Source organism: Variovorax sp. PDC80, from assembly GCF_900115375.1.
Lineage (GTDB): Bacteria > Pseudomonadota > Gammaproteobacteria > Burkholderiales > Burkholderiaceae_C > Variovorax.
The window spans coordinates 198,382-220,996 of the sequence record NZ_FOWG01000012.1 but is presented as its reverse complement, the minus strand read 5'-3'; the positions used below and the strand labels follow the sequence as shown (position 1 = coordinate 220,996).

The window sequence follows — 22,615 nt, the reverse complement described above, 5'->3', positions numbered from 1 at the left end:
TGCGCCAAACGTGCCGTTTAAAATCGGCGGCCTTAGAAAGATATAGATGCTCTATCCGGAACTCTTCAGACAGCTCGAATCCGTCCGCTGGGACATGGACAAGGACATCCCGTGGCAGTCGTTCGACGCTTCGCTGCTGTCCGAAGAGCAGGCGCAAACCATCAAGATGAACGCCATCACGGAGTGGGCGGCGCTGCCGGCCACCGAGATGTTCCTGCGCGACAACCGCCACGATAGCGATTTTTCCGCTTTCATGTCGATCTGGTTCTTCGAGGAGCAGAAGCACTCGCTGGTGCTCATGGAGTACCTGAAGCGCTTCAGCCCCCAGCACGCCCCCACCGAGGCCGAGCTGCACGAGGTGCGCTTCGACTTCGACCCGGCGCCCCCGCTCGAAACCCTGATGCTGCACTTCTGCGGCGAGATCCGCCTCAACCACTGGTACCGCCGTGCCGCCCAGTGGCATACCGAGCCGGTCATCAAGCACATCTACACCACGCTGAGCCAGGACGAGGCCCGCCACGGCGGCGCCTACCTGCGCTACATGAAGCGCGCGCTCGAAAAGTTCGGCGACGAGGCCCGTTCGGCCTTCACCAAGGTCGGCGTGCTGATGGCGAGCGCCCGGCGCACCGCCCAGGCGCTGCACCCGACCAACCTGCACGTGAACAAGGCGCTGTTCCCGAACGACACGATCCAGAGCCGCATGCCCGATCCGGACTGGCTCGAGCACTGGCTCGACAAGCAGATCAAGTTCGACGCGGTCTGGGAAACCAAGGTCGGCGAGCGCATCCTGCACAACCTGAGCCTGCTGATGAACCGCAGCTTCAAGACGGTCCAGGAACTGAACCGCTACCGCAAGGAACTGGCGGCCAGCCTCGGCCCCAAGCCCGAGTACCAGGGCGCGTAAGCAAGCAAAGACAGCAGAAAATCGCCCCGCACGCCGGGGCGATTTTTTTGGGGCCCCGCGTCACAAACCGGCAACCCCAGCCGTCTTGCCTTCATGGACGCCGCCACCCTCGCCTTCGACCGCCACCGCCCGCGCCTGCAGGGCATTGCCTACCGCATGCTCGGCTCCGTGGCCGAGGCCGAGGAGGTCGTGCAGGACGCCTGGCTGCGCTGGCACGAAACCGCCACCGAGGCGCTCGACAGCACCGAGGCCTGGCTGGTCACGGTCGTGACCCGGCTGTCGATCGACCGGCTGCGCGCGGCCAAGGTGCAGCGCGAGCACTACAGCGGCCACTGGATGCCCGAGCCGATGCTCACCGAGTCGCCGGCCACGCCCGAGGAAGTGCTGGCGCGCGCCGACGACGTCTCGGTGGCCTTCCTGACCGTGCTCGAGCGGCTGGCGCCCGAGGCACGCGCGGCCTTCCTGCTGCGCGAGGTGTTCGACACCGACTACGACGAGATCGCGCGCATGCTCGGCAAGAGCGAGGCCGCCTGCCGCCAGCTCGTGCACCGCGCCAAGACCCAGGTGCAGGAAGGGCGGCCGCGCTATCGCGTGTCGCGCGAGACCCAGATGCGGCTGCTGCGCAGCTTCGCCGAGGCCTCGGCCAAGGGCAGCGTGCGCGAGCTCGAGGCCTTCTTCACCGAGGAGGCCGAGCTGGTCGGCGACGGCGGCGGCAAGGTCCAGACCTTCACGCACGGGCTGGTCGGCGCGCGCCGCATCGCGCAGCTCTACTTCGCCGTGCAGCGGCGCCACGCGGGCGGCGAGCCGGAACGCAGCGTGCGCACCGAGCTGGTAGACCTCAATGGCGAGCCGGGCCTGCTGCGCTTCATCGGCGGCGTGCTCGAGTCGGCCCAGACCTTCGAGTTCGACGGCGACCGCATCGCGCGCGTGCGCGCACAGCGCAATCCCGACAAGCTCGCGCGCATCGCCGCGGCCTTCGCGCGCTGATTTTTTTTCCGACTTCGTGTCACAGGCCGGCGGGCCGGCGCGTCTTCAGTGTGTATCCCGATTTCATCGTCAACCACTGGAGAACATCGCCATGAACACCACCCCCCGCCTCAACTGGTTCAAGACCGTGCCCAAGGCCTTCGAGGCCCTGCTGTCGGTCAACACCGCCATCGCCGACACCACGCTCGAGAAGAAGCTGGTCGACCTCGTGTTCGCCCGCGTCTCGCAGATCAACGGCTGCGCCTACTGCCTCGACATGCACGTGCGCGACCTGCGCAAGGAGGGCGAAGGCTGGCAGCGCATCAACAGCCTCGCGACCTGGCGCGAGATGAGCTTCTACGACGCGCGCGAGCGCGCCGCGCTGGCCTGGGCCGAGTCGCTCACGCGCATGGCCGACCGCCACGATGCGCGCGATGCCGAGTACGAGGCGCTGAAGGCCGCCTTCAGCGACCTCGAGATCGCCGAGCTCACGGTCGCGGTGGCGCAGATCAATTCGTGGAACCGCATGAACGTCGCGATGCACGTGCCCGCGCCGGTCAAGCCGCTCGAATGAGCGCAGCGGCCGGACGCTCCTAGCGCCGCTCGACCACCATCGGCGAGATGCGCAGGCTCTCGCGCACCTGCGACACCGCCTCGCCCGCTTCGCCGCGCGAGGCGAAGGGCCCGGCCTGCAGCCGGTGCGTGCCGGCCTCGCTGAACACGCGCAGTTGCGGTGCGAGCGCAGGCAGGCCGCGCGCGGCCTGGGCGCGCAGGGTCTCGGCGCCGCCGCGTTCGCGGAAGGCGCCGAGCTGGACCCAGAAGCCGGCCGACGGCGTGTCGGGCCCGGCCAGCGAAGCCGCTGCGGCGGCAGCCACCGCCGCGGGCGTGGGCCCGCTCGGCGGCGCGGCCGCGGCCGGTGCCAGCGGCGGCAGGGCATTCACTACCATGGGCGGGCGCGGTCCCGGCGGCGGCTCGACCTCGTCGTCGGCGCCAGGGGCGGGCCCGGCCGCGGCGGGCGGTGCCACCGGCATCGTCGAAGCTTCGGGCGCGTTCGTTCCCACCGTCGAGACCCAGGCCGAGGGCACGGCCACCGGCGCGGCGGCCGCGCGGACCGGCATCGGCGGCGGCGGCGGCACGTAGACCGGTGCCGCGGGTGCGGGTGCCGTGTAGACAGGCGCCGCCGCCAGCATCGTGTCCGACCCGCGCCGCCAGGCGCCGGTGCGGATGTCCTCGTTCGTGATGCGCTCGATCTCCACCGGCGCCACGCCGCGCAGCAGGTCGAGCTTGAGCGCGGCCGTGTAGCTCAGGTCGATGACGCGGCCGTCGACGAAGGGCCCGCGGTCGTTCACGCGCACGATCGCCTCGCGGCCGTTGGCCGGGTTGCGCACGCGCACGTAGCTCGGCAGCGGCAGCGTCTTGTGGGCCGCCGTCATCGCGTACATGTCGTAGGGCTCGCCGCTGGCCGTCGAGCCCGCGTGGAACTTGCGTCCGTACCAGGAGGCCAGGCCCGACTCGCGGAACGGCCGGTCGTCGGTGATCGGCGTGTAGCCGCGGCCGAGCACGGTGTAGGGCTTGCTGGTGCCGCCGCTGCCGCGGATCGGCTCGATACGGGGCTCGGCGTCGGGCACGCGCTCGAGGTTGGAGGGTGGACTGGCGCCCGGGCCGTCGCGGCCAGCGCCGCCACCGCTGCGCGGCCCGCTCGCGCAGCCCGCGAGCAGGACGGCGACAGCCACCGCACAGGCGGCGCAGGCCGCGCTGGGTCGGCGGGCGCCGCGCGCCTCAACCAAACACGGCCCTCCACAGCGCCAGCATCGCTTCGCGCTGCGCGGCCAGCGCGGGTGGCGTCACCTGTGTCGGCTCCTCGTTGAGGCGTGCGCGGTGCTGCACGCGCCGCAGCTCGCGGTAGGCCGCGGCCGCGTTGCGGCCCACGCCCGCGGGCAGCAGGCCGGCGTCTTCCGCGCGGATCAGCAGCGCGATGTTGCCGAGGTTGGGGATCAGCCCGGGATGCTCGCTCGAGGCCGACAGCACCAGGAACTGCACCGCGAACTCAGCATCGACCATGCCGCCGGGGCTGTGCTTGACGTCGAAGCGGTCGGCCTTCACGGGCCGCGCGCCGCGCAGCTTGTCGCGCATCGCGATGATCTCGGCCTTCAGCGCCTCGCGGTTGCGCGGCGCCACCAGCACGGCCTCGCGCACCTGGTCGAAGCGCGCGCCGAGCTCGGCGCCGTGGTCCTCGCTGCCGAGCACGAAGCGCGCGCGCGTCATGGCCTGGTGTTCCCAGGTCCAGGCGGTGTTGCTGCCGCGACCGAGCTGGTACTTCTCGTAGGCCTGGAAGCTGGTGGTCAACAGGCCCGAGTTGCCGTTGGGCCGCAGCGCGGTGTCGATCTCGAACAGGTCGCCCTCGCGCGTCTTCACCGTGAGCCAGTTGATGAGCTTGCGCACGTAGGCCGCGTAGACCTCGCCGGCGCGCTCGTCATCGTCGTCGTAGACGAACACGATGTCGAGGTCGCTGCCGTAGCCGAGTTCTTTGCCGCCCAGCTTGCCGTAGCCGATGATCGCGAACTGCGCCACCTCGCGGTGCCGGTTGCGCACGTGCGGCCAGCACCAGCGGGCGGTCACGCGCAGCGTGGTGTCGGCCAGCGCGCTCAGGTCGTCGGCCACCTGCTCGACGGTGATGCGGCCGTCCACGTCGCGCGCCAGGGTGCGGAACACCTCGGCATGGTGCGCGTGGCGCAGCAGGTTCAGCAGGCGCTCCTCGTCGGCCTCGCCGGTGCGGCTCAGCGAGGCATGGCGCGCCTCGAGCTCGCGCTCGAACTCGGCGGCCACGAAGCGGCCCGACAGCATCTCGTCGCTGGCCAGCTCGTCGATCACGCCCGGGTGCTGCATCAGGTAGCGTGCCGGCCAGCGCGCCGAGCCCAGCAGCCGCAGCAGGCGTTCCTGCACCGCGGGCCGTTCGACCAGCAGCGCGAGATAGCTCTCGCGGCGCAGCAGCGGCTCGATCCAGTCGGCCCAGCGCAGCGCGGCCTCGACAGGGTGGTTGGTCTGGCCCTGGCCGTCGCCGTCGGGCTCGCGCAGCCACTGGCCGGTGCGCTGCACCAGCTGGCGCAGCCGCGCGCGCGTTTCGTCGCGCAGCGCCATCATGCGCGGCGTCTCGCACCAGTCCTTGATGCGCTCGGCGAAGGCCGGCGGCAGCTCGTCGAGCAGGTCCGACAGCTCGGCCGGCGCGGCCGCCTTGCGCGCGCCGTTGCACTTGCCGTTGCAGGGCTTGTCGCCGCCCAGCAGCTTGTCGAACTCCTGCGCGACGAACTCGCGATGGGTGTCGAGCTGGGCCAGGAACGGGCAGCAGTCGGCATAGCCGAGCGTCTGCGCGATCCAGCGCAGGTCCTCGTCGGCGACGGGCAGCGCATGGGTCTGCTGGTCGTCCAGGTACTGGATGCGGTGCTCGACCCGGCGCAGGAACTCGTAGGCCGCGGCCAGCGCGTCGGCGGTTTCCTGCGGCATCAGGCCGGCGCGCGCGAGCCGCTGCAGCGCATCGAGCGTGGGCCGGGTGCGCAGCTCGGGGAACTGGCCGCCGCGCACCACCTGCAGCAACTGCACGGTGAACTCGATCTCGCGGATGCCGCCGCGCGACAGCTTCACGTCGTTGGCGCGCTCGGGCCGGCCCGCGCTGCGGCGCGCCGACTGCTCGCGGATCTGGCGGTGCAGCACGCGCAGCGAATCGAACACGCTGTAGTCGAGGTAGCGGCGGAACACGAAGGGCAGCACCGCGCCGCGCAGGCCCTGGGCCTGGCCCTGCGCGACCACCTCGGTGGGCGCGACCACGCGGCTCTTCATCCAGGCGAAGCGCTCCCATTCGCGGCCCTGCACCTGGAAATACTCCTCCAGCGCATCGAGCGAGACCACGGGCGGCCCCGAGTTGCCGTTGGGCCGCAGCGCCAGGTCGACGCGGAACACGAAGCCGTGCTCGGTGGTGTCGCCCACCAGCGCGTAGATGCGCTTCACGGCGCGCGCGAAGTACTCCTGGTTCGCGAGCTTGCCGCGGCCCTGCGGGTCGCCGGCGGTGTCGCCGTCCTGGTCGTAGAGGTAGATGAGGTCGATGTCGCTCGACACGTTGAGCTCGCGCGCGCCGAGCTTGCCCATGCCCACGATCCACAGCTGCGAGCGCTGGCCGTCGGCGCCCAGCGGCGCGCCATGCGCCGCGTCGAGCTCGGCGCAGGCCTCGCGGCAGGCGGTGTCGAGCGCGAACTCGGCGAGCTCGGTGACCGCGGTGGTCACCACGGCCAGCGGCGCCTGTCGGTCGCAATCGAGTGTGACAAGGCGTTCCATCACCAGCTGCCGCACGATGCGCAGGGCATCGCCCACGCCGTCGCCGCGCGCGCGCAGTGCCTCGTAGGCCTGCGTCATCGATGCGCGGCGCGGCTCGCCCTCGGGCAGCAGCGCGAGTTCGCCCGCATAGCGGCGGCGCAAGCGCTGCACGAAGCGCGAATAGGAGGACAAGGCGGGCTTGTCCGCGTCGGGGTTCGTCGATGCTGTAGCTGACAACTGATTCAAACTGGTGCTGGTTGCGGCGGAACCCGTCCCGATGGTGGCGGTCATAATTCCCGGCACAGCGCGATCCTCAATGAACGACACGGTGTCTTCCCCTTCACGTCTGCTCAAGATCACCGCTGTGACGGCGCGCTGGCTCCTGGGTCTTCTCGTGGCTGCGTGGCTTCTCCTGGCCCTGGCAGTCGTGGTCCTGCACGCGTGGATTGTGCCGCGAATCGGCGATTACCGTGGTGCGCTGGAGGCGCAGGCCAGCAAGGCGATCGGGGTGCCGGTGCGCATCGGTTCGATCACGGCCCGCTCGGGCAGCCTGTTCCCCGCCTTCGAGTTGCGCGACGTGGTGCTGCAGGACGCGCAGCAGCGCGAGGCGCTGCGCCTCGTGCGCGTGGTGGCCAGCGTCTCGCCGCGCTCGCTGTGGCGCTTCAATTTCGAGCAGCTCTACATCGAGGGCCCGGCGCTCGACGTGCGCCGCGACGCTCAGGGAAAACTCCATGTCGCGGGCCTGCACATGTCGACCGATACGACCGGAGAAACCCGCGCCGCCGACTGGTTTTTCGCGCAGCGCGAACTGGTGATCGAGGGCGGCACGGTGCGCTGGACCGACGAGCAGCGCCAGGCCGAGCCGCTGATGCTGACCGACGTGCGCTTCGTGGCGCGCAACGGCGGCCGCCGCCATGGCCTGCGGCTCGACGCCACGCCGCCGGCCGGCTGGGGCGAGCGCTTCACGCTGCGCGGCCAGTTCCGCCAGCCGCTGCTGTCGGTGCGCACCGGCCGCTGGCAGACCTGGGACGGCCAGATCTACGCCGACCTGCCCTACATCGACGTGACCCGGCTCGGGCGCTACGTATCGATCGACGCGCGCATCCGCGAGGGCAACGGCGCGCTGCGGCTGTGGGCCGACGTGGACGACGGCCAGATCGTCGGCGCCGCCGCCGACCTCGGGCTCGACCGGGTCGATGCCTCGCTCGGCAAGGGGCTGCAGCCGCTGGTGCTGCGCGCGGTCACGGGCCGGCTCGCGGGCCGGCTCACGGTCGACACGATGGAGTTCTCGACCACCGCGCTGCAGTTCGACACCGCCGACGGCCTGCGCTGGCCCGGCGGCAACCTCTGGCTGCAGCACACGCCCGCCAAGGGCCGCACGCCCGAGCACGGCGCGCTGCGCGCCGACCGGCTCGATCTCGCGGCGCTGGCGCTCATCGCCGACCGGCTGCCGCTCGGAGACGCCACCCACCGCGTGCTCGATGCCTACGGCCCGCGCGGGCTGGTCGAGCGCATCGACCTGAACTGGCAGGGCTCGCTGGGCGCGCCCGACCGCTACCAGGCCAAGGGGCGCGTCAGCGGGTTGCGCATCGCCTCGCAGGCCGGCGCGGCGCCGGCCGAGACCCCTGCTGCCGCGCCCGCCGCCAAGCTGCCCGCCCCGACACCTTCCGCACCTTCGGCGAGCACCACGGCCACCGCGGCCGTCCCCCCGCGCGTGCATCCCGGCTCCCCCGGCCTCAGCGGCGCCACGCTCGACTTCGACGCCACCCACGCGGGCGGCAGCGCCACGCTCGCGATCGCGCAGGGCGGGCTCGAATTCCCCGGCGTGTTCGAGGAGCCCGCGATCCCGGTCGACCGGCTCTCGGCCCAGCTGCAATGGAAGATCGACAACGGCAACACGCAGCTGCAGGTGTCGAAGCTGCGCTTCGCCAACGTCGATGCCGAGGGCGATGCCGAGGCCAGCTGGCGCACCAGCGACCCGGCCACCTCGAGCAGCAAGGCGCGCTTTCCCGGCGTGCTCGACCTGCGCGGCAAGCTGACCCGGGCCGACGGCACGCGGGTCTTTCGCTACCTGCCGCTCGACATCCCGCAGCACACGCGCGACTACGTGCGCGACGCGGTCACCAAGGGCGTCGCGAGCAGCGTCGACTTCCGCGTGCGCGGCGACCTGCACGACATGCCGTTCATGGATCCGCGGCTCGGCGAGTTCCGCATCGCGGCCAAGGTGCAGGACGTGCACTACGCCTATGCGCCGCCGCACGTGCCCGCGGCCGCCACTGCTGCGGCCGCCGCGCCGGCACCCGCGCGCGGCACCGCGGCCTCCCGCGTCGCCGCCGCGCCCACCCCGCCGACCGTCGCTCCGCCCGCCGCGCCCAGCGTGGCCCAGTGGCCCGCGATCACCGGCCTGTCGGGCGAGCTGATCTTCGAGCGCGCCGGCATGCAGGTGCGCAACGCGCGCGGCCGGCTCGCGGGTGCCACCGCCATCGAGGTGTCGAAGGCCGAGGCCCAGATCCCCGACATGTCGCACCACGCCGCGCTGCTCAAGGTCGATGCGCAGGCGCGCGGGCCGCTGGGCGAGCTGCTGCGCGTGGGCGCGCCGCTGGCCGGCGATGCCGGCGAGTTCCTGCGCGGCGTGCGCGCCAACGGCGTGGCCGACTACAAGCTGCATCTCGAGCTGCCGCTCGAGGCCATGGACAAGGCGAAGGTGCAGGCCAGCGTGGCCTTCGGCGACAACAACGAGGTGCAGCCGGTGCCCGAGGCGCCGCTGCTGACCCAGACCAAGGGCACGCTGAACTTCACCGAGACCGGCTTCGCGCTGGCCGGCGTGCAGGCCCGGCTGCTCGGCGGCGACGTGCGCATCGACGGCCGCGGCCGCTACACCGGCCCGGCCGCGAGCCACGAGCTCGCGATCCGCGCGCAGGGCAACGTCAGCGCCGACGGCATGCGCGCCGCGCGCGAGGTCGACTGGCTCGCGCGGCTGGCGAAGAAGGCCACCGGCAGCGCGCCCTACACCGCGAGCTTCTCGATGCGCGAGGGCGCCTCCGAGTTCTCGGTCGCCAGCAGCCTGCAGGGCCTGGCGCTGCAGCTGCCGGCGCCGCTCGCGAAGAGCGCCGAGGAGCAGATGCCGCTGCGCATCGAGAAGAAGATCGTGCAGCGCGAGGCGCGCGCCGGCACGGCGGGCAGCGCGGGCGCGGCCAGCGTCGCCACGCAGGACCAGATCGGCCTGGAGATCGGCCGCGTCGGCTCGGTGCAGTACGTGCGCGACATCTCGGGCAGCGAGCCGCGCGTGCTGCGCGGCGCCATCGCGGTCGGCCTGGCGGCCAACGAGACCGCGAGCGTGCCCGAGCGCGGCGTGCTCGCCAACATCAACCTCGCGCGGCTCGACATGGCGGCCTGGCAGGCGGCCTTCGGCGAAGCCGCCGGCACCGGCCCGGCCGACATGCAGGCCGCGGCCGGCGACGAGGCCTCGCCCTACCTGCCCACGCGCATCGCGGTGCGCGCGCAGCAGCTCAGCGTGGCGGGCCGCACCCTGCACGAGGTGGTGCTCGGCGGCACGCGCGACGGCGCGCTGTGGCGCGCCAACATCGACGCCACCGAGCTCAGCGGCTATGCCGAGTACCGCCACACCCAGGCCGGCCGGCTCTATGCGCGGCTCGCGCGGCTGAAGATCGCGCCGAGCGAGGCGACCCAGGTCGAGGCCCTGCTCGACGAGCAGCCCAGCACCCTGCCCGCGCTCGACATCGTGGTCGACGACTTCGAGCTGCTCGGCAAGCGCCTGGGCCGGGCCGAGATCGATGCGGTCAACCGCGGCGGCGTGGGCCGCGAATGGCTGCTCAACCGGCTGAGCTTCACCATGCCCGAGGCCAGCTTCGCGGCCAAGGGCACCTGGGCCGCGGTCCCGGGTTCGGGCGGCGGCGGCCGCGCCGAGCAGCGCCGCACCGCCATGACCTTCCGGCTCGACATCAACGATGCCGGCAGCCTGCTCGGGCGTTTCGGCATGCCCGGCGTGCTGCGGCGCGGCAACGGCCGGCTCGAGGGCAACGTCGACTGGCGCGGCTCGCCGTTCTCCATCGACTACCCGAGCCTGGGCGGCCAGCTCGGCGTCAACGTCGAATCGGGCCAGTTCCTCAAGGCCGACCCGGGCCTGGCCAAGCTGCTCGGCGTGCTGAGCCTGCAGGCGCTGCCGCGCCGGCTCACGCTCGACTTCCGCGACGTGTTCAGCCAGGGCTTCGCCTTCGACTTCATCCGCGGCGACGCGAAGATCGCGAACGGCACCGCGAGCACCAACAACCTGCAGATGAAGGGCGTGAACGCCGCCGCGCTGATGGACGGCTCGGCCGACATCGTCCACGAGACGCAGAACCTGCGCGTGGTGGTGGTGCCCGAGATCAACGCCGGCACCGCCGCGCTGGTCGCGACCGCGATCAATCCGGCCATTGGCCTGGGCACCTTCCTCGCACAGTGGGTGCTGAGCAAGCCGCTGTCGAGCGCGGCCACGCAGGAGTTCCAGATCGAGGGCACCTGGGCCGACCCCAAAATAGCGAAGGTGGCGCGTCCGCTGCTGCCCAACATTTCGAACAACCTGCCGCACCTGCCGGCGCTTCCCAGCCTGCCGGGCATCCCGGGGCTGCCGGCCGCGGGCGAAGGCAGGAGACCGGAGACCACGCAATGAAAGTCGCAGCCATCCAGATGGTGTCGGCCATCGCCCGCGAAGCCAACCTGGCACGCGCGCACGACCTGCTCGCGCGCGCCGCCGCCGAGGGCGCCGAGCTCGCGGTGCTGCCCGAGTACTTCTGCATGATGGGCGCGCGCGACACCGACAAGCTGGGCCTGCGCGAGACCGCCGGCGCGGGCACGGTGCAGGGCTTCCTGGCCGACGCGGCGCGCGAGTTCGGCCTGTGGATCGTCGGCGGCACGCTGCCGATCGAGAGCACCGATGCCGACCATGTCTTCAACAGCTCGCTGGCCTTCTCGCCCGAGGGCAAGTGCGTGGCGCGCTACGACAAGATCCACCTGTTCTTCTTCGACAACGGCCGCGAGCGCTTCGACGAGCGCCGCGTGATCGCGCCGGGCGCCGAGCCGGTGCTGTTCGAGCTGCCCTCGCGCGACGGCCATGCCTGGCGCATCGGCCTGAGCGTGTGCTACGACCTGCGCTTTCCCGAGCTCTACCGCGCGCTCTCGCGCCAGGGCGCCGACCTGCTGCTGGTGCCCAGCGCCTTCACCCACACCACGGGCGCCGCGCACTGGGAGGTGCTGCTGCGCGCGCGCGCCATCGAGAACCTGGCCTGGGTGGTCGCGCCCGCGCAGGGCGGCACGCACGAGAACGGCCGCCGCACCTGGGGCCAGTCGCTGATCGTCGATCCCTGGGGCACGGTGGTGGCGCAGCAGGCCAGCGAGGAGGGCGTGGTGCTGTTCGACATCGACACCGCGCAGGTCGAGCGCGCGCGCACGCAGCTGCCCGCGCTGTCGCACCGCATCCTCTAGGGGCGCGGCATGGCGGTGGATGCGGCCGATCTCGCGGTGCCCGGCGCGCCGGAGCCGGCCTATGCGCCGCCACCGCTGCCGGTGCCGCCCTACCGCCGCCTCGTCGTCGGCTTCGCGCGGCTGCGCTCGCTGTGGCAGCGCTGGTTCCTCTGGCTGCTGCTCGCGATCCTGGTGCTGGCGCTGCTGGTCACCGTGGTCTGGCTCGCGGGCAAGCACGAGGTCGAGCAGGTGCAGGCCGCGCTCGACCGCGACACCGCCGATGCCGTGACCGACCTGCGCAGCGGCCTGCAGCGCAATGCCCAGAGCCTGCGCGCCACGCAGGCGCCCGGCCCCGACCGTTCGCACTGGCCCGAGGCCGCGGCCGCGCTGCTGCGCGAGCACCGCGAATGGCTGCGGCTCGAGTGGCGCGACGCGCGGCTGCGCACGCTCGACGCGGTCGACACGCCCTACCGGCTGCACGTGCTCGATCCCGCGAGCCGCACGGCCGAGCAGTCCGACGTCTCGCTGGCCTGCGCCGCCGCGCGCAAGCTCGGCACGCCGGCCTATTCGCCGAGCCACTACGTGCCGCTGGGCGGCGGTGGCGGCATGGAGGTGATGGAGCTGTGCGTGCCGATGGACACCGGCGGCGGCTTCCTGGTGGCCAGCTACTCGCTGCGCGACACGCTGGCCGAACTGGTCGGCCCCACACTCACGCGCGGCCAGGAGGTGGCCTTCACCGAGACCGACGGCACGCGCCTCGTGGCCATCGGCACCGCGCGCCGCGTCGGCACGCGCGTGTTCACCTCGCAGCAACTGATCGACCTGCCCGGCGCCGCGCTGATGCTGCGCGTGGACGGCTGGCGTTCCGCGCCCGACCTGTTCCCGAACGTGCTGACCGCGCTGGTCACGGCGATCTCGATCGCGCTGGTGTCGGTGCTGGTGCTGCTGGCGCGCGACACGCGGCGGCGCCTGCGCGCCGAGCGCGATCTCGCCGATTCGCTGGCCTTCCGCAAGGCGATGGAGGACTCGGTCATCACCGGCCTGCGCGCGCGCGACCTGCAGGGCCGCATCACCTACGTCAACCCGGCCTTCTGCGAGATGGTGGGCTTCAGCGCCGAGGAGCTGATGGCGCGCGAGGCCAACGACGCGCCCTACTGGCCGACCGAACTGGCGCACGAGTACCAGCAGCGCCAGGCGCGCCGGCTGGCCGGCGGCATGCCGCCGCGCGAGGGCTTCGAGTCGGTCTTCATGCGCAAGGACGGCACCCGCTTCCCGGTGCTGATCTTCGAGGCGCCGCTGCTCAACGCGCAGCGCGTGCAGACCGGCTGGATGAGCGCCTTCATCGACGTCAGCGAGCAGCGCCGCATCGAGGAGCTCTCGCGCGCCAGCCAGGAGCGGCTGCAGGCCAGCGCGCGGCTGGCCACCGTGGGCGAGATGGCCTCGCTGCTGAGCCACGAGCTCACGCAGCCGCTGGCCGCGATCGCCAGCTACGCCACCGGTTCGCTCAACATGCTCGGCCCCGACGCGCGCGGCGAGCAGGGCGAGGTGGCGATGGCGGTGCGCCGCATCGCCGAGCAGGCCGACCGCGCGGGGCAGGTGATCCGCAGCGTGCACGACTTCGTGCGCCGGCGCGACCGCACGCGCGAGGCGGTCGCGCCGCAGGCGTTGATCGACGCCGTGCTGCCGCTGGTGCGGCTGCAGGCGCGCAAGCTCGGCGTGATCATCGAGGTGGTGCTCGAGGACCGGCTGCCGGCCGCGATGTGCGACCGCACGCTGGTCGAGCAGGTGCTGCTGAACCTCGCGCGCAATGCGATGCAGGCCATGGACACGGCCGACAACATCGGCAACCGCGTGCTGCGGCTGCGCGTGGCGCGCGCGGTGGCGGTCGGCGGCAGCGGCGTCGACGACGCGCGGCGCTGGCTCGAGTTCTCGGTGGCCGACCTCGGCAGCGGCATCGGCGAGGAGGTCGCCGCGCGCCTGTTCACACCCTTCTTCACCACCCGCGCCGACGGCATGGGGCTCGGCCTGAGCCTGTGCCGCACCGTGGTCGAGCAGCATGGCGGCGCGCTGATGTTCGAGCCGAATCGGCCGCGCGGCACCGTGTTCCGGTTTACCCTCCCGGCCGCGGCCTGACGCCGTCGCCCCCGCTACCTTTTCGATTTCCTTCCCGACCGATATGCAACCGCTGATCGATGGCCTGATCTTCATCGTCGACGACGACGCCAGCGTGCGCGAGGCGCTGGCCTGGCTGCTGCGTTCGCGCCGGCTCGCGAGCGAGCACTACGGCAGCGCCGAGGCCTTCGAGCAGCGCCTGGCCGAAGGCCCGCTGCCCGAGCAGCCGCTGTGCCTGCTGCTCGACGTGCGCATGCCTGGCACCAGCGGGCTGGTGCTGTTCGACCGGCTGGTCGAGCGCGGCCTGCTCACGGCCCTGCCCGTGATCTTCCTGACCGGCCATGCCGACGTGCCGACCGCGGTCGATGCGGTCAAGCGCGGCGCCTTCGACTTCTGCGAGAAACCCTTTTCCGACAACGCGCTGGTCGACCGCATCGAGCAGGCGCTGCTGCTGTCGCAGGACGCGCTCGAGGCGCGGCGCGCGCGCCGCGGGCTGTCCGACCGCATCGCCGAGCTCACCGAGCGCGAGCGCGACGTGATGCGGCTCGTGATCGAGGGCCTGCCGAACAAGCTGATCGCCGACCAGCTCGCGATCAGCGTGCGCACGGTGGAGGTCCACCGCGCACGCGTGTTCGACAAGATGGAAGTGAAGTCGGCGGTCGAGCTCGCGAACAAGCTGCGCGGGCTCTAAGTCGCGCGTAAAAAAGCCCTCCGCGTGGGGAGGGCTGGCGATGCGATGACCGGGCCGGTGCTCAGGCCTTCTCGGCCACGAACAGTTCGACGCGGCGGTTCTGCGCGCGGCCGGCCACCGTGCCGTTGTCGGCCACCGGCTCGCGCGAGCCGCGGCCGTCGGTGGTGATGGCGGTGGTCGACACGCCGCGGCCCACCAGGTGGTTGCGCACGCTGTCGGCGCGGCTCACCGAGAGGCGCTCGTTGCCTTCCTCGCTGCCGGTGTTGTCGGTGTGGCCGATCACGCGCACGCTGGCGGCGGTGGCGCTCTTCAGGCCGTCGGCGACCTTGTCGAGCACCTGTGCCAGGTTGCGCTTCACGTTGGCGCGGCCGGTGTCGAACGACAGCTCGTTCGGGATCACGAGGTGCAGCTGGTTGTCGGCCGTCTGCTCGATCACCACGCCGGTGCCCTTGGTGGCGGTTTCCAGGTCGGTCTTCAACGTGGCCAGCCGCGCGGTCCAGCTGTTGCCGGCGGGGGCCTCGGTCTTGGCGGCGGGCGCGGCCCCGTCGGCCGGTGGCGTGGACGACTGCGAAGCGCAACCGGCGACGAACAACAGCACGGCCGCGGCCGCGCTCGAAACAACGAGCTTCCTCATGAATATTCCCTCGGGTGAACCATTGGACAAGACGTGGATGTGGGTGCCGGTGGTCCGGCACGCCTGCCTTCCCTGCGGGTGATCGGCCGCCTCGGCGGCCGATCGGTGGTCAGCCGCGCGGTCCGCGCTCGCCGACGTAGATCTCGACGCGGCGGTTTTGCGCCCGGCCCGCGTCGCTGTTGTTGTCGGCGATCGGCTCGTGCGAGCCGCGGCCCTCGATGCGGAAGATGGCCGCGTTCACGCCGCGCGCCACCAGGTAGTCGCGCGTGCTCGCGGCACGGTCGACCGACAGCGGGTTGTTGATGGCGTCGGAGCCGGTGCTGTCGGTGTGGCCGATGATGCGCACCTCGGCGGCCGGGTTGTTGCGCAGGCCGCTGGCGAACTGGTCGAGCACCGGTGCGAAGTTGGGCTTGATGTTCGAGCGGCCCACGTCGAAGGAGACGTCGCTCGGGATCGCGAGCTTGAGCTCGTTGTTGGGGGTTTGCGTGACGGCCACGCCGGTGCCCTGCGTGGCGGCTTCCATCTGGCGCTTCTGCGCTTCCATGCGCTGCGACCACAGGTAGCCGCCGAGCGCGCCGGCCGCCGCGCCGACCACGGCACCGGTGCCGATCGCCCCGCGGTTGCCGCCGGTGGCCGAGCCGATGACGGCGCCACCCAGTGCGCCCGCGCCCGCGCCGATGGCGGTGTTGCGCTGCGTGTCGGACATGCCGCCGCCCGCGCAGCCCGCGAGAACGATGGCGAGCGAGGTGGTGGCGAGTACGAGTTTCTTCATGGCGATCCCTTTCGAGGTTGATTCAAAGCGGGCACAGCTTAGCCTTGCGGCGGCTGAGATGGTACGGCTTCCGAGGCCTCTCTGAAACACCGGAAGCCGTGATAGGGCCCGTGATTGCTCGATAGGTTGCTACCAAAGTAATAGCCCGAAGGGCGTTCTCCGACAGTGCGCGTCGACCCGGGACTGCACGAGCAATTCACGGATGCGGCGGCGGGTCTTGTTCGTCCTTCGCGTCCCCCGTCTTGGGCTCGTCCTCCTCGTGCAACTCGCCCTTCTTGCGGCCCGAGAACATGGTCCACCAGACGATGCCGATGAACAGGAGTCCGGCCGCGAGGGCTTCAAGCAAAATCAAACCCATGAGAAATGGACTCCAGTGGCTGGTTGGGCTCGCGATCGTAGCAACGCTGGCCGGCTGCTCCGTCGGGCCGCGCGTGCCCGACACCCCCGCCCGCCCCCCCGTCGTGCAGCCGCCGCGCGACCTCGGCCCCCTCACCGGATCGATGGCCCATCCCAAGAGTCGCTGGGTGCCCGTCGGCTGGGCCGAGCTGCCGGGCTTCGGCGAGGACCCGCTGCACGAGGCCTGGATCGCGCTGGTGGCGAACTGCTCGCGGCCCAACGCCGCCTTCGCGCCGCTGTGCCGCGAGGTGCGCCAGCTCGCGATCGCGACCCTCGACGAGCAGCGCCAGTGGATGACCCAGCGGCTGCAACCCTACCGCGTCGAGTCGCTGGCCGGTTCGAGCGAGGGCAAGCTCACCAGCTACTACGAGCCGGTGTACGAGGCCTCGCGCGTGCCGACCGCGCAGTTCAACGTGCCGCTCTACCAGGTGCCCGCGGGCTTCGTGCCGCGCCGTCCCTGGTACACGCGCCAGGAGATCGAGACCCTGCCCGAGGCCCAGGCCGCGCTGCGCGGCCGCGAGATCGCCTGGATGGCCGACCCCATCGACGCGCTGATGCTGCACATCCAGGGTTCGGGCCGGCTGCGCCTGACCGAGCCCGACGGCTCGCAGCGCACCGTGCGCATGGCCTTCGCCGGCACCAACGAGCAGCCCTACCGCAGCGTGCAGCAGTGGCTGATGTCGCAGGGCGTGAGCCGGGTCAGCCGCTGGCCCGACGACACCAAGGCCTGGGTGGCGCAGAACCCGCAGCGCGTGTCGCAGCTCTTGTGGAGCAACCCGCGCTACGTGTTCTTCCGCGAGGAGGACCTGAGCGAGGTCGACGCCGCCTTCGGCCCGCGCGGCGCCCAGGGCGTGCCGCTGACCGCGGGCCGTTCGATCGCGGTCGACCGCGAGAGCATTCCCTACGGCACGCCCGTGTGGCTGGCCTCGGCCGGCCCGTCGGCGCAGCTGCAGAAGCTGGTGGTGGCGCAGGACACCGGCAGCGCCATCGTCGGCGCGGTGCGCGCCGACTACTTCGCGGGCACCGGCGCCGATGCCGGGCGCTTCGCGGCGAGCATGAACCAGTCGCTGCGCCTGTGGGCGCTGTGGCCGAAGCAGCTGCCGCCGCCTTGAATCGCCGATCGAATCCACGAAGGGGGCTCGCAGCCCCCTTTTTTTCGTCCCGGCTGGCGCCGTCGCATGACGGCTTCGTGACAACCTCAAAAACGCATATCGATTGAACCTGACCGGAGGCTGAGTAATTCACGGGACTGTCATCCGTTCTGCCTAACTTCGCGGGCTGGCTACTTTTCAACCCACGAGAAAGACAGCGCGCATGACCGCACCTACCCGCGACGACCCTTCGTACGATCTCGACGACGTCGGCACCAATCCCAGCAAGAACCCGTCGTTCAACGACCTGATCGCTTCGCGCCTGAGCCGCCGCCATCTGTTCGGCCTGGGCGTCGGCACCGCCGGCACCGCGCTGCTGCAGGCCTGCGGCGGCGGTGGCAGCAGCGGTGGGTTCCTGCCCATCGTCCCGCCCCCGCCCGCGCCGGCACCCCCGCCGCCCGCGCCCCCGGCACCGCTGAAGCTCAACTTCAACCCCGTGGCCAAGAGCCTGGCCGACGTGGTCACCGTGCCCGCCGGCTACACCGCCAGCGTGCTCTTCCGCCTGGGCGACCCGATGGCCGCCGGCGTGGCCGCGTACAAGAACGACGGCACCGACGATCCGGCCACCTACGACCGCCGCGCCGGCGACCACCACGACGGCATGACCTTCTTCGGCATGAACGGCTCGAACAAGTGGGACGCCGCCAATGCGACGCGCGGCCTGCTGGTGATGAACCATGAAGCGATCACGCCGCTGTTCCTGCATCCCAACGGCCAGACCGTCGTCGGCGGCGTGCGCACCGTGGCCGACGAGGTCAAGCGCGAGTTCTACCTGCACGGCGTGAGCGTGATCGAGGTCGTGAAGAACGGCAACGCCTGGAGCTACAAGCAGGACTCGAGCTTCAACCGCCGCGTCCACACGCTGACCGAGATGACGTTCTCGGGCCCGGCCGCCAAGACCGACTACCTGAAGACCAAGTTCTCGACCGACGGCAGCAAGACCCGCGGCACGGTCAACAACTGCGCCAACGGCACCACGCCGTGGGGCACCTACCTGACCTGCGAAGAGAACTGGGCCGGCTATTTCCGCCGCGACGCGAGCACCGACGAGGCGAACCGCAGCCTCAAGGAGCGCAAGTCGTTCAGCCGCTATGGCGTCTCCGGCACCGGCCGCGAACTCTGGGCCACCGTCACGCCCGACACCGCCGACAACCAGTACGGCCGCTGGAACACCGAGTTGCTCGGCGCCAGCGCCACCGTCGACTACCGCAACGGCCACAACACCTACGGCTGGGTGGTCGAGATCGACCCCTTCAACCCCTCGAGCACGCCGAAGAAACGCACCGCGCTCGGCCGCTTCGGCCACGAAGGTGCCTGCCTCGGCCCGGTCGTCGTTGGCAAGCCGCTGGTCTGGTACATGGGCGACGACTCGCGCAACGAGTACATCTACAAGTTCGTCTCGACCAAGAACTGGGATGCGGCCGACGCCGGTGGCGGCCTGGCCGCCGGCGACAAGTACATGGACGACGGCCGCCTCTACGTGGCGCGCTTCGATGCCGACGGCACCGGCAAGTGGCTCGAGCTCAAGCTCGGCGTCAACGGCATCACCTCGAGCAACACCAACTACGCCTTCGCCGACGCGGCCGACGTGCTGATCAACGCGCGCCTGGCCGCCGATTCCGCCGGCGCGACCAAGATGGACCGTCCCGAGTGGACCGCCGTGAACCCGAAGAACGGCGACGTCTACGTGACGCTGACCAACACCAACGCGAGCTCGCGTCCGATCGGCAGCACCGATGGCGCCAACCCGCGCTTCTACAACGACAAGAAGAACAACGAGACGACGAACCAGATCGGCAACCCGAACGGCCACATCGTGCGTTTCGCGGACGACAACGCCGACCCGGCGGCGCTGAGCTTCAAGTGGGACGTTTACCTGTTCGGCGCGCGCTCCACCGCCGCGGTCGATGTCAACGTGTCGCAGCTCTCGGCCGACAACGACTTCTCGAGCCCCGACGGCATGTGGTTCAGCCACGCCGCCCCGGGCCTGCTGTGGCTGCAGACCGACGACGGTGCCTACACCGACATCACCAACTGCATGCTGCTGGCGGCGCTGCCGGGCAAGCTCGGCGACGGCGGTGCAAAGGTGATCACCAACACCGACGGCACGAAGACGCTGACGCAGAACACCTTCGTGGGCAAGGCACCCGGTACCGACGGCCTGCGTCGTTTCCTGGTGGGACCGAAGGACTGCGAACTGACCGGCATCGCCGAGTCGGGTGACGGCCGTGCGCTGTTCGTGAACATCCAGCATCCGGGCGAGACACCGCCCGCCACCGGCACCACCGACCCGAGCAAGTACGGCAGCCACTGGCCGCAGGGCGGCAATGCCCGCCCGCGCTCGGCCACGCTGGTGATCACGAAGGACGACGGCGGCCTGATCGGCCTCTGAAACCCCGTACCGCGGACCGGCCTCGCCGGTCCGCGGATGGGGCTCCCGAGTGGGAGTGACACGCGGATGTCGTCACATCCGCGTGCGCGGTGTCATGGCCTTGTCATGTGCGATGCACGTCGTCGTCACAGTAGTTAACTAAGGTTCGCGACTGACCGGCAGCGGAGAGAAACAGAGGCTGCACGGTCATCCCACGACACCCCACGACAACTCGGGAGAAATCCATGTCCGATTCCACCAAGGCGCAGTCCGGCGCCTCGCGCCGCCACGCCCTCAAGCTGCTGAGCGCAGCACCGATGCTGCCGCTCGGCGGCGTTGCCTTCCTGACCGCCTGCGGCGGTGGCGGAGGCGGCAACGGCTTCCTGCCCATCGTTCCTCCGGCGCCTGCACCAGCACCGGCTCCGGCTCCGGCCGTGCAGTTCAAGTCCGCCGAATTCACCGGCATGGCCGCGCCCACGCTGGCCGACCCGGCCGCCATGGCCACCACCACGGTCGGTTCCACGCTCAAGATCTCGTTCGACAACGGCAGCTCGACCGAATACCGCCTCGCCTACCAGCCCTTCTTCCTGACCGGCGACCTCGTGCCGGACGGCAAGGGCGGCCGGATCCTGGCCGGCGGCTACTACGACATCAAGAACCAGCCGATCCTCGACAAGTCGGTGCCGATCAACACGCGCCAGTTCTATTCCGACAGCCCCGACGGCACCTCGCTGCTGACCGTGCCGAATGCCAAGGTCGACGGCGTCAAGGGCAAGCCGGTGTTCGCCGTGGTCCAGTTCGAATACACCACGCGCGACCTCGCCGGCGGCAACACCTACGGCACGCTGCCCTCGCCGATCGCGGTGCTCACGCTCGACCAGGACCAGACCACCGGCAAGCTCAGCCTGGTGAAGTACCACAACGTCGACATGTCGAGCGCGCACGGCCTGTGGATCACCTGCGGCGCGAGCCTCTCGCCCTGGGGCACCCACCTGTCGAGCGAGGAGTACGAGCCCGACGCGGCCAGCATCTCCACCAACACGATGTTCAAGGCCTACAGCAAGAACGTGTTCGGCGACGAGACCACGGCCAACCCCTACCACTACGGTCACCTGCCCGAAATCACCGTCAATGCCGACGGCACCGGCAGCGTGAAGAAGCACTACTGCCTGGGCCGCATCTCGCACGAGCTGATCCAGGTCATGCCCGACCAGCGCACCGCCATCATGGGCGACGACTACACCAACGGCGGCTTCTTCATGTTCGTGGCCGACAAGGAGAAGGACCTCTCGGCCGGCACGCTCTACGTCGCCAGGTACGACGCGGGCTACTCGATCGACCCGGCCGCCGCCGCCACGAAGATGTCGTGGATCAAGCTCGGCCACGCCACCAGCGCCGAGATCGAAGCCCTGGCCAACACGCTCAAGGCCTCTGACATCCTCGACGTGGTGTACGCCGTGCAGAACGGCAGCAATGACGCCACGCCGCTGACCCCGGCGACGCCGGTCGACGCCAGCTACACGCTGATGTACTGCGACGGCAAGGCCAACTGGGTCCGCCTGAAGCCGGGCATGGAGAAGGCCGCCGCCTTCCTCGAGACGCACCGCTACGCCAACCTCAAGGGCGCGAGCATGGCCTTCACCAAGATGGAAGGCACGACCGTCAACATCAAGGACAAGGTCGCCTACTCGGCACTGCAGAACATCCAGGATTCGATGGTCAGCGGCGGCAAGGGCTGGACTGCCGCCACCAACATCGCGCTGCCGAAGAAGCTCAGCGCGGGTGGCGTGATGGCCCACAACCTCGCGGGCGGCCAGAAGGACGGCGACGGCGCCGCGATCGTCAGCGAATGGGTGCCGACCCAGACCCGCGCGCTGATCGTGGGCGAGGACATCACGTCCGACCCGCTGGGCAACACCTCGAACCCGGACATCATCGGCAACCCCGACAACCTGAAGTTCTCCGAGAAGATGCGCACGCTGTTCATCGGCGAGGACAGCAGCAGCCACGTCAACAACTTCCTGTGGGCGTACAACATCGACACCAAGAGGCTGGCGCGCATCATGTCGATCCCCGCGGGCGGCGAGTCGACCGGCCTGCATGCCGTGGACGAGATCAACGGCTGGACCTACATCATGAGCAACTTCCAGCACCCGGGCGACTGGGGCGGCATCCACTCGAAGGTCCAGGCCACGCTCGATCCGTACGTGCGCGCGAACTACAAGGAACGCTACGCTGCGGCCGTCGGCTACCTCACGGCCGACCCGATCCAGCTGAAGCTTTCGAAGTAATCGGCCCTGCCGAAGTGATCAGGACGGCGCTGTCGGCAACGGCAGCGCCGTTTTGTATCGCACCTGCTTGAGCGCAAAGCTCGAGCGGATCTTCTCGATCCCCGGGATCGGCGTGAGCTGCTCGAGGATGAATTTCTCAAGCGCCGCCATGTCCGCCACCGCGATGCGGATCAGGTAGTCGCTGTCGCCGGTCATCAGATAGCACTCCATCACCTCGTCGTGCTCGGCGATGCGCTGCTCGAAATCGGCCAGCGACTGCTTGCTCTGCGTCGTGAGGCTGATCGAGATGAACACGTTGAGGCCCAGGCCCAGCGCCTTGGCGCTCGCAAGCGCCACGTAGCGGTCGATCACGCCCTCGGTCTCGAGCAGCTTCACGCGCGCGAGGCAGGGCGAGGGCGACAGGTGCACGCGGCGCGCGAGCTCCACGTTCGACAGCGCGCCGTCGCGCTGCAGTTCGTCGAGAATGCGCAGGTCGATGGCATCGAGTTGCATGAAATGCCGTGATATGAAGGATTGGCGGCATTTTATGCTGGGGAGCCGTCAAGCTGCGGGCTGCAGC

Annotated in this window: 16 protein-coding genes; 10 read left to right on the top strand and 6 right to left on the bottom strand. The window is 70.6% G+C overall.

What is annotated here, in order from left to right; genetic code table 11:
* Window positions 1–46 precede the first annotated feature (46 nt).
* From BM109_RS30610 to BM109_RS30600, 3 genes are all read left to right on the top strand, one after another.
* Entirely contained in the window at window positions 47–904 is an 858-nt protein-coding gene (locus BM109_RS30610; protein WP_057597796.1) for a ferritin family protein, read from the top strand.
* 93 nt (window positions 905–997) lie between these two features.
* A complete protein-coding gene (locus BM109_RS30605; RefSeq protein ID WP_093351416.1) occupies window positions 998–1,891 on the top strand; it encodes an RNA polymerase sigma-70 factor in 894 nt (297 codons plus the stop codon).
* A 91-nt stretch (window positions 1,892–1,982) separates the two neighbouring features.
* A complete protein-coding gene (locus BM109_RS30600) occupies window positions 1,983–2,444 on the top strand; it encodes a carboxymuconolactone decarboxylase family protein (RefSeq protein ID WP_093351414.1) in 462 nt (153 codons plus the stop codon).
* 19 nt (window positions 2,445–2,463) lie between these two features.
* On the opposite strand, the gene BM109_RS30595 is transcribed toward BM109_RS30600, so the two are convergent.
* Together BM109_RS30595 and glnE are read right to left on the bottom strand one after the other, a co-directional pair.
* Window positions 2,464–3,603, bottom strand: a complete 1,140-nt coding sequence (locus BM109_RS30595) for a septal ring lytic transglycosylase RlpA family protein (protein WP_256222877.1) — start codon at window positions 3,601–3,603, stop codon at window positions 2,464–2,466.
* A gap of 46 nt (window positions 3,604–3,649) precedes the next feature.
* Complete coding sequence (gene glnE / locus BM109_RS30590) at window positions 3,650–6,466, bottom strand: bifunctional [glutamate--ammonia ligase]-adenylyl-L-tyrosine phosphorylase/[glutamate--ammonia-ligase] adenylyltransferase (protein ID WP_093351409.1); 2,817 nt, start codon at window positions 6,464–6,466, stop codon at window positions 3,650–3,652.
* 25 nt (window positions 6,467–6,491) lie between these two features.
* Between glnE and BM109_RS30585 the strand changes: the two genes are divergently transcribed.
* The 4 genes from BM109_RS30585 to BM109_RS30570 are packed head-to-tail and all read left to right on the top strand — an operon-like array spanning window position 6,492 to window position 14,441.
* Window positions 6,492–10,847, top strand: a complete 4,356-nt coding sequence (locus BM109_RS30585; protein WP_093351407.1) for a YhdP family protein — start codon at window positions 6,492–6,494, stop codon at window positions 10,845–10,847.
* Entirely contained in the window at window positions 10,844–11,659 is an 816-nt protein-coding gene (locus tag BM109_RS30580) for a carbon-nitrogen hydrolase family protein (protein WP_093351404.1), read from the top strand. The genes BM109_RS30585 and BM109_RS30580 overlap by 4 nt, the downstream gene beginning before the upstream one ends.
* 9 nt (window positions 11,660–11,668) lie before the next feature.
* Complete coding sequence (locus BM109_RS30575) at window positions 11,669–13,771, top strand: two-component system sensor histidine kinase NtrB (protein WP_093351402.1); 2,103 nt, start codon at window positions 11,669–11,671, stop codon at window positions 13,769–13,771.
* Between the two features lie 43 nt (window positions 13,772–13,814).
* Window positions 13,815–14,441, top strand: coding sequence for a response regulator transcription factor (locus BM109_RS30570; protein ID WP_093351399.1), 627 nt, complete (start codon window positions 13,815–13,817; stop codon window positions 14,439–14,441).
* Window positions 14,442–14,502: 61 nt separating this feature from the next.
* On the opposite strand, the gene BM109_RS30565 is transcribed toward BM109_RS30570, so the two are convergent.
* The 3 genes from BM109_RS30565 to BM109_RS41360 all read right to left on the bottom strand — a co-directional run bounded on the left by BM109_RS30565 (window position 14,503) and on the right by BM109_RS41360 (window position 16,205).
* Entirely contained in the window at window positions 14,503–15,075 is a 573-nt protein-coding gene (locus tag BM109_RS30565) for an OmpA family protein (protein WP_093351397.1), read from the bottom strand.
* Window positions 15,076–15,184: 109 nt separating this feature from the next.
* Window positions 15,185–15,847, bottom strand: a complete 663-nt coding sequence (locus BM109_RS30560; RefSeq protein ID WP_057597447.1) for a YiaD family glycine zipper/OmpA-like lipoprotein — start codon at window positions 15,845–15,847, stop codon at window positions 15,185–15,187.
* A gap of 196 nt (window positions 15,848–16,043) precedes the next feature.
* Window positions 16,044–16,205 carry a hypothetical protein gene (locus tag BM109_RS41360; RefSeq protein WP_177239500.1) on the bottom strand — a complete coding sequence of 54 codons (162 nt, stop codon included), beginning with the start codon at window positions 16,203–16,205 and terminating at the stop codon, window positions 16,044–16,046.
* On the opposite strand from BM109_RS41360, the gene BM109_RS30555 reads away from it, so the two are divergent.
* From BM109_RS30555 to BM109_RS30545, 3 genes are all read left to right on the top strand, one after another.
* Window positions 16,204–17,355 (top strand): murein transglycosylase A, encoded by a 1,152-nt coding sequence (locus BM109_RS30555; protein ID WP_093351394.1) that lies wholly within the window; start codon window positions 16,204–16,206, stop codon window positions 17,353–17,355. The two genes, BM109_RS41360 and BM109_RS30555, sit on opposite strands and share 2 nt — an antisense overlap.
* A gap of 202 nt (window positions 17,356–17,557) precedes the next feature.
* Complete coding sequence (locus tag BM109_RS30550) at window positions 17,558–19,786, top strand: PhoX family protein (protein WP_093351391.1); 2,229 nt, start codon at window positions 17,558–17,560, stop codon at window positions 19,784–19,786.
* A gap of 224 nt (window positions 19,787–20,010) precedes the next feature.
* Entirely contained in the window at window positions 20,011–22,056 is a 2,046-nt protein-coding gene (locus tag BM109_RS30545; protein ID WP_093351389.1) for a PhoX family protein, read from the top strand.
* Between the two features lie 18 nt (window positions 22,057–22,074).
* Here BM109_RS30545 and BM109_RS30540 read toward each other — a convergent pair whose 3' ends face one another.
* A complete protein-coding gene (locus BM109_RS30540) occupies window positions 22,075–22,548 on the bottom strand; it encodes an Lrp/AsnC family transcriptional regulator (protein ID WP_057595886.1) in 474 nt (157 codons plus the stop codon).
* Window positions 22,549–22,615: the final 67 nt, after the last annotated feature.

Excerpts from the sequence above, each read along its gene's own strand:
- BM109_RS30610 (WP_057597796.1), top strand. The coding sequence starts at position 47 with ATGCTCTATCCGGAACTCTTCAGACAGCTCGAATCCGTCCGCTGGGAC.
- BM109_RS30605 (WP_093351416.1), top strand. The coding sequence starts at position 998 with ATGGACGCCGCCACCCTCGCCTTCGACCGCCACCGCCCGCGCCTGCAG.
- BM109_RS30600 (WP_093351414.1), top strand. The coding sequence starts at position 1,983 with ATGAACACCACCCCCCGCCTCAACTGGTTCAAGACCGTGCCCAAGGCC.
- glnE (WP_093351409.1), bottom strand. The coding sequence starts at position 6,466 with ATGACCGCCACCATCGGGACGGGTTCCGCCGCAACCAGCACCAGTTTG.
- BM109_RS30585 (WP_093351407.1), top strand. The coding sequence starts at position 6,492 with ATGAACGACACGGTGTCTTCCCCTTCACGTCTGCTCAAGATCACCGCT.
- BM109_RS30580 (WP_093351404.1), top strand. The coding sequence starts at position 10,844 with ATGAAAGTCGCAGCCATCCAGATGGTGTCGGCCATCGCCCGCGAAGCC.
- BM109_RS30575 (WP_093351402.1), top strand. The coding sequence starts at position 11,669 with ATGGCGGTGGATGCGGCCGATCTCGCGGTGCCCGGCGCGCCGGAGCCG.
- BM109_RS30570 (WP_093351399.1), top strand. The coding sequence starts at position 13,815 with ATGCAACCGCTGATCGATGGCCTGATCTTCATCGTCGACGACGACGCC.
- BM109_RS30565 (WP_093351397.1), bottom strand. The coding sequence starts at position 15,075 with ATGAGGAAGCTCGTTGTTTCGAGCGCGGCCGCGGCCGTGCTGTTGTTC.
- BM109_RS30560 (WP_057597447.1), bottom strand. The coding sequence starts at position 15,847 with ATGAAGAAACTCGTACTCGCCACCACCTCGCTCGCCATCGTTCTCGCG.
- BM109_RS30555 (WP_093351394.1), top strand. The coding sequence starts at position 16,204 with ATGAGAAATGGACTCCAGTGGCTGGTTGGGCTCGCGATCGTAGCAACG.
- BM109_RS41360 (WP_177239500.1), bottom strand. The coding sequence starts at position 16,205 with ATGGGTTTGATTTTGCTTGAAGCCCTCGCGGCCGGACTCCTGTTCATC.
- BM109_RS30550 (WP_093351391.1), top strand. The coding sequence starts at position 17,558 with ATGACCGCACCTACCCGCGACGACCCTTCGTACGATCTCGACGACGTC.
- BM109_RS30545 (WP_093351389.1), top strand. The coding sequence starts at position 20,011 with ATGTCCGATTCCACCAAGGCGCAGTCCGGCGCCTCGCGCCGCCACGCC.
- BM109_RS30540 (WP_057595886.1), bottom strand. The coding sequence starts at position 22,548 with ATGCAACTCGATGCCATCGACCTGCGCATTCTCGACGAACTGCAGCGC.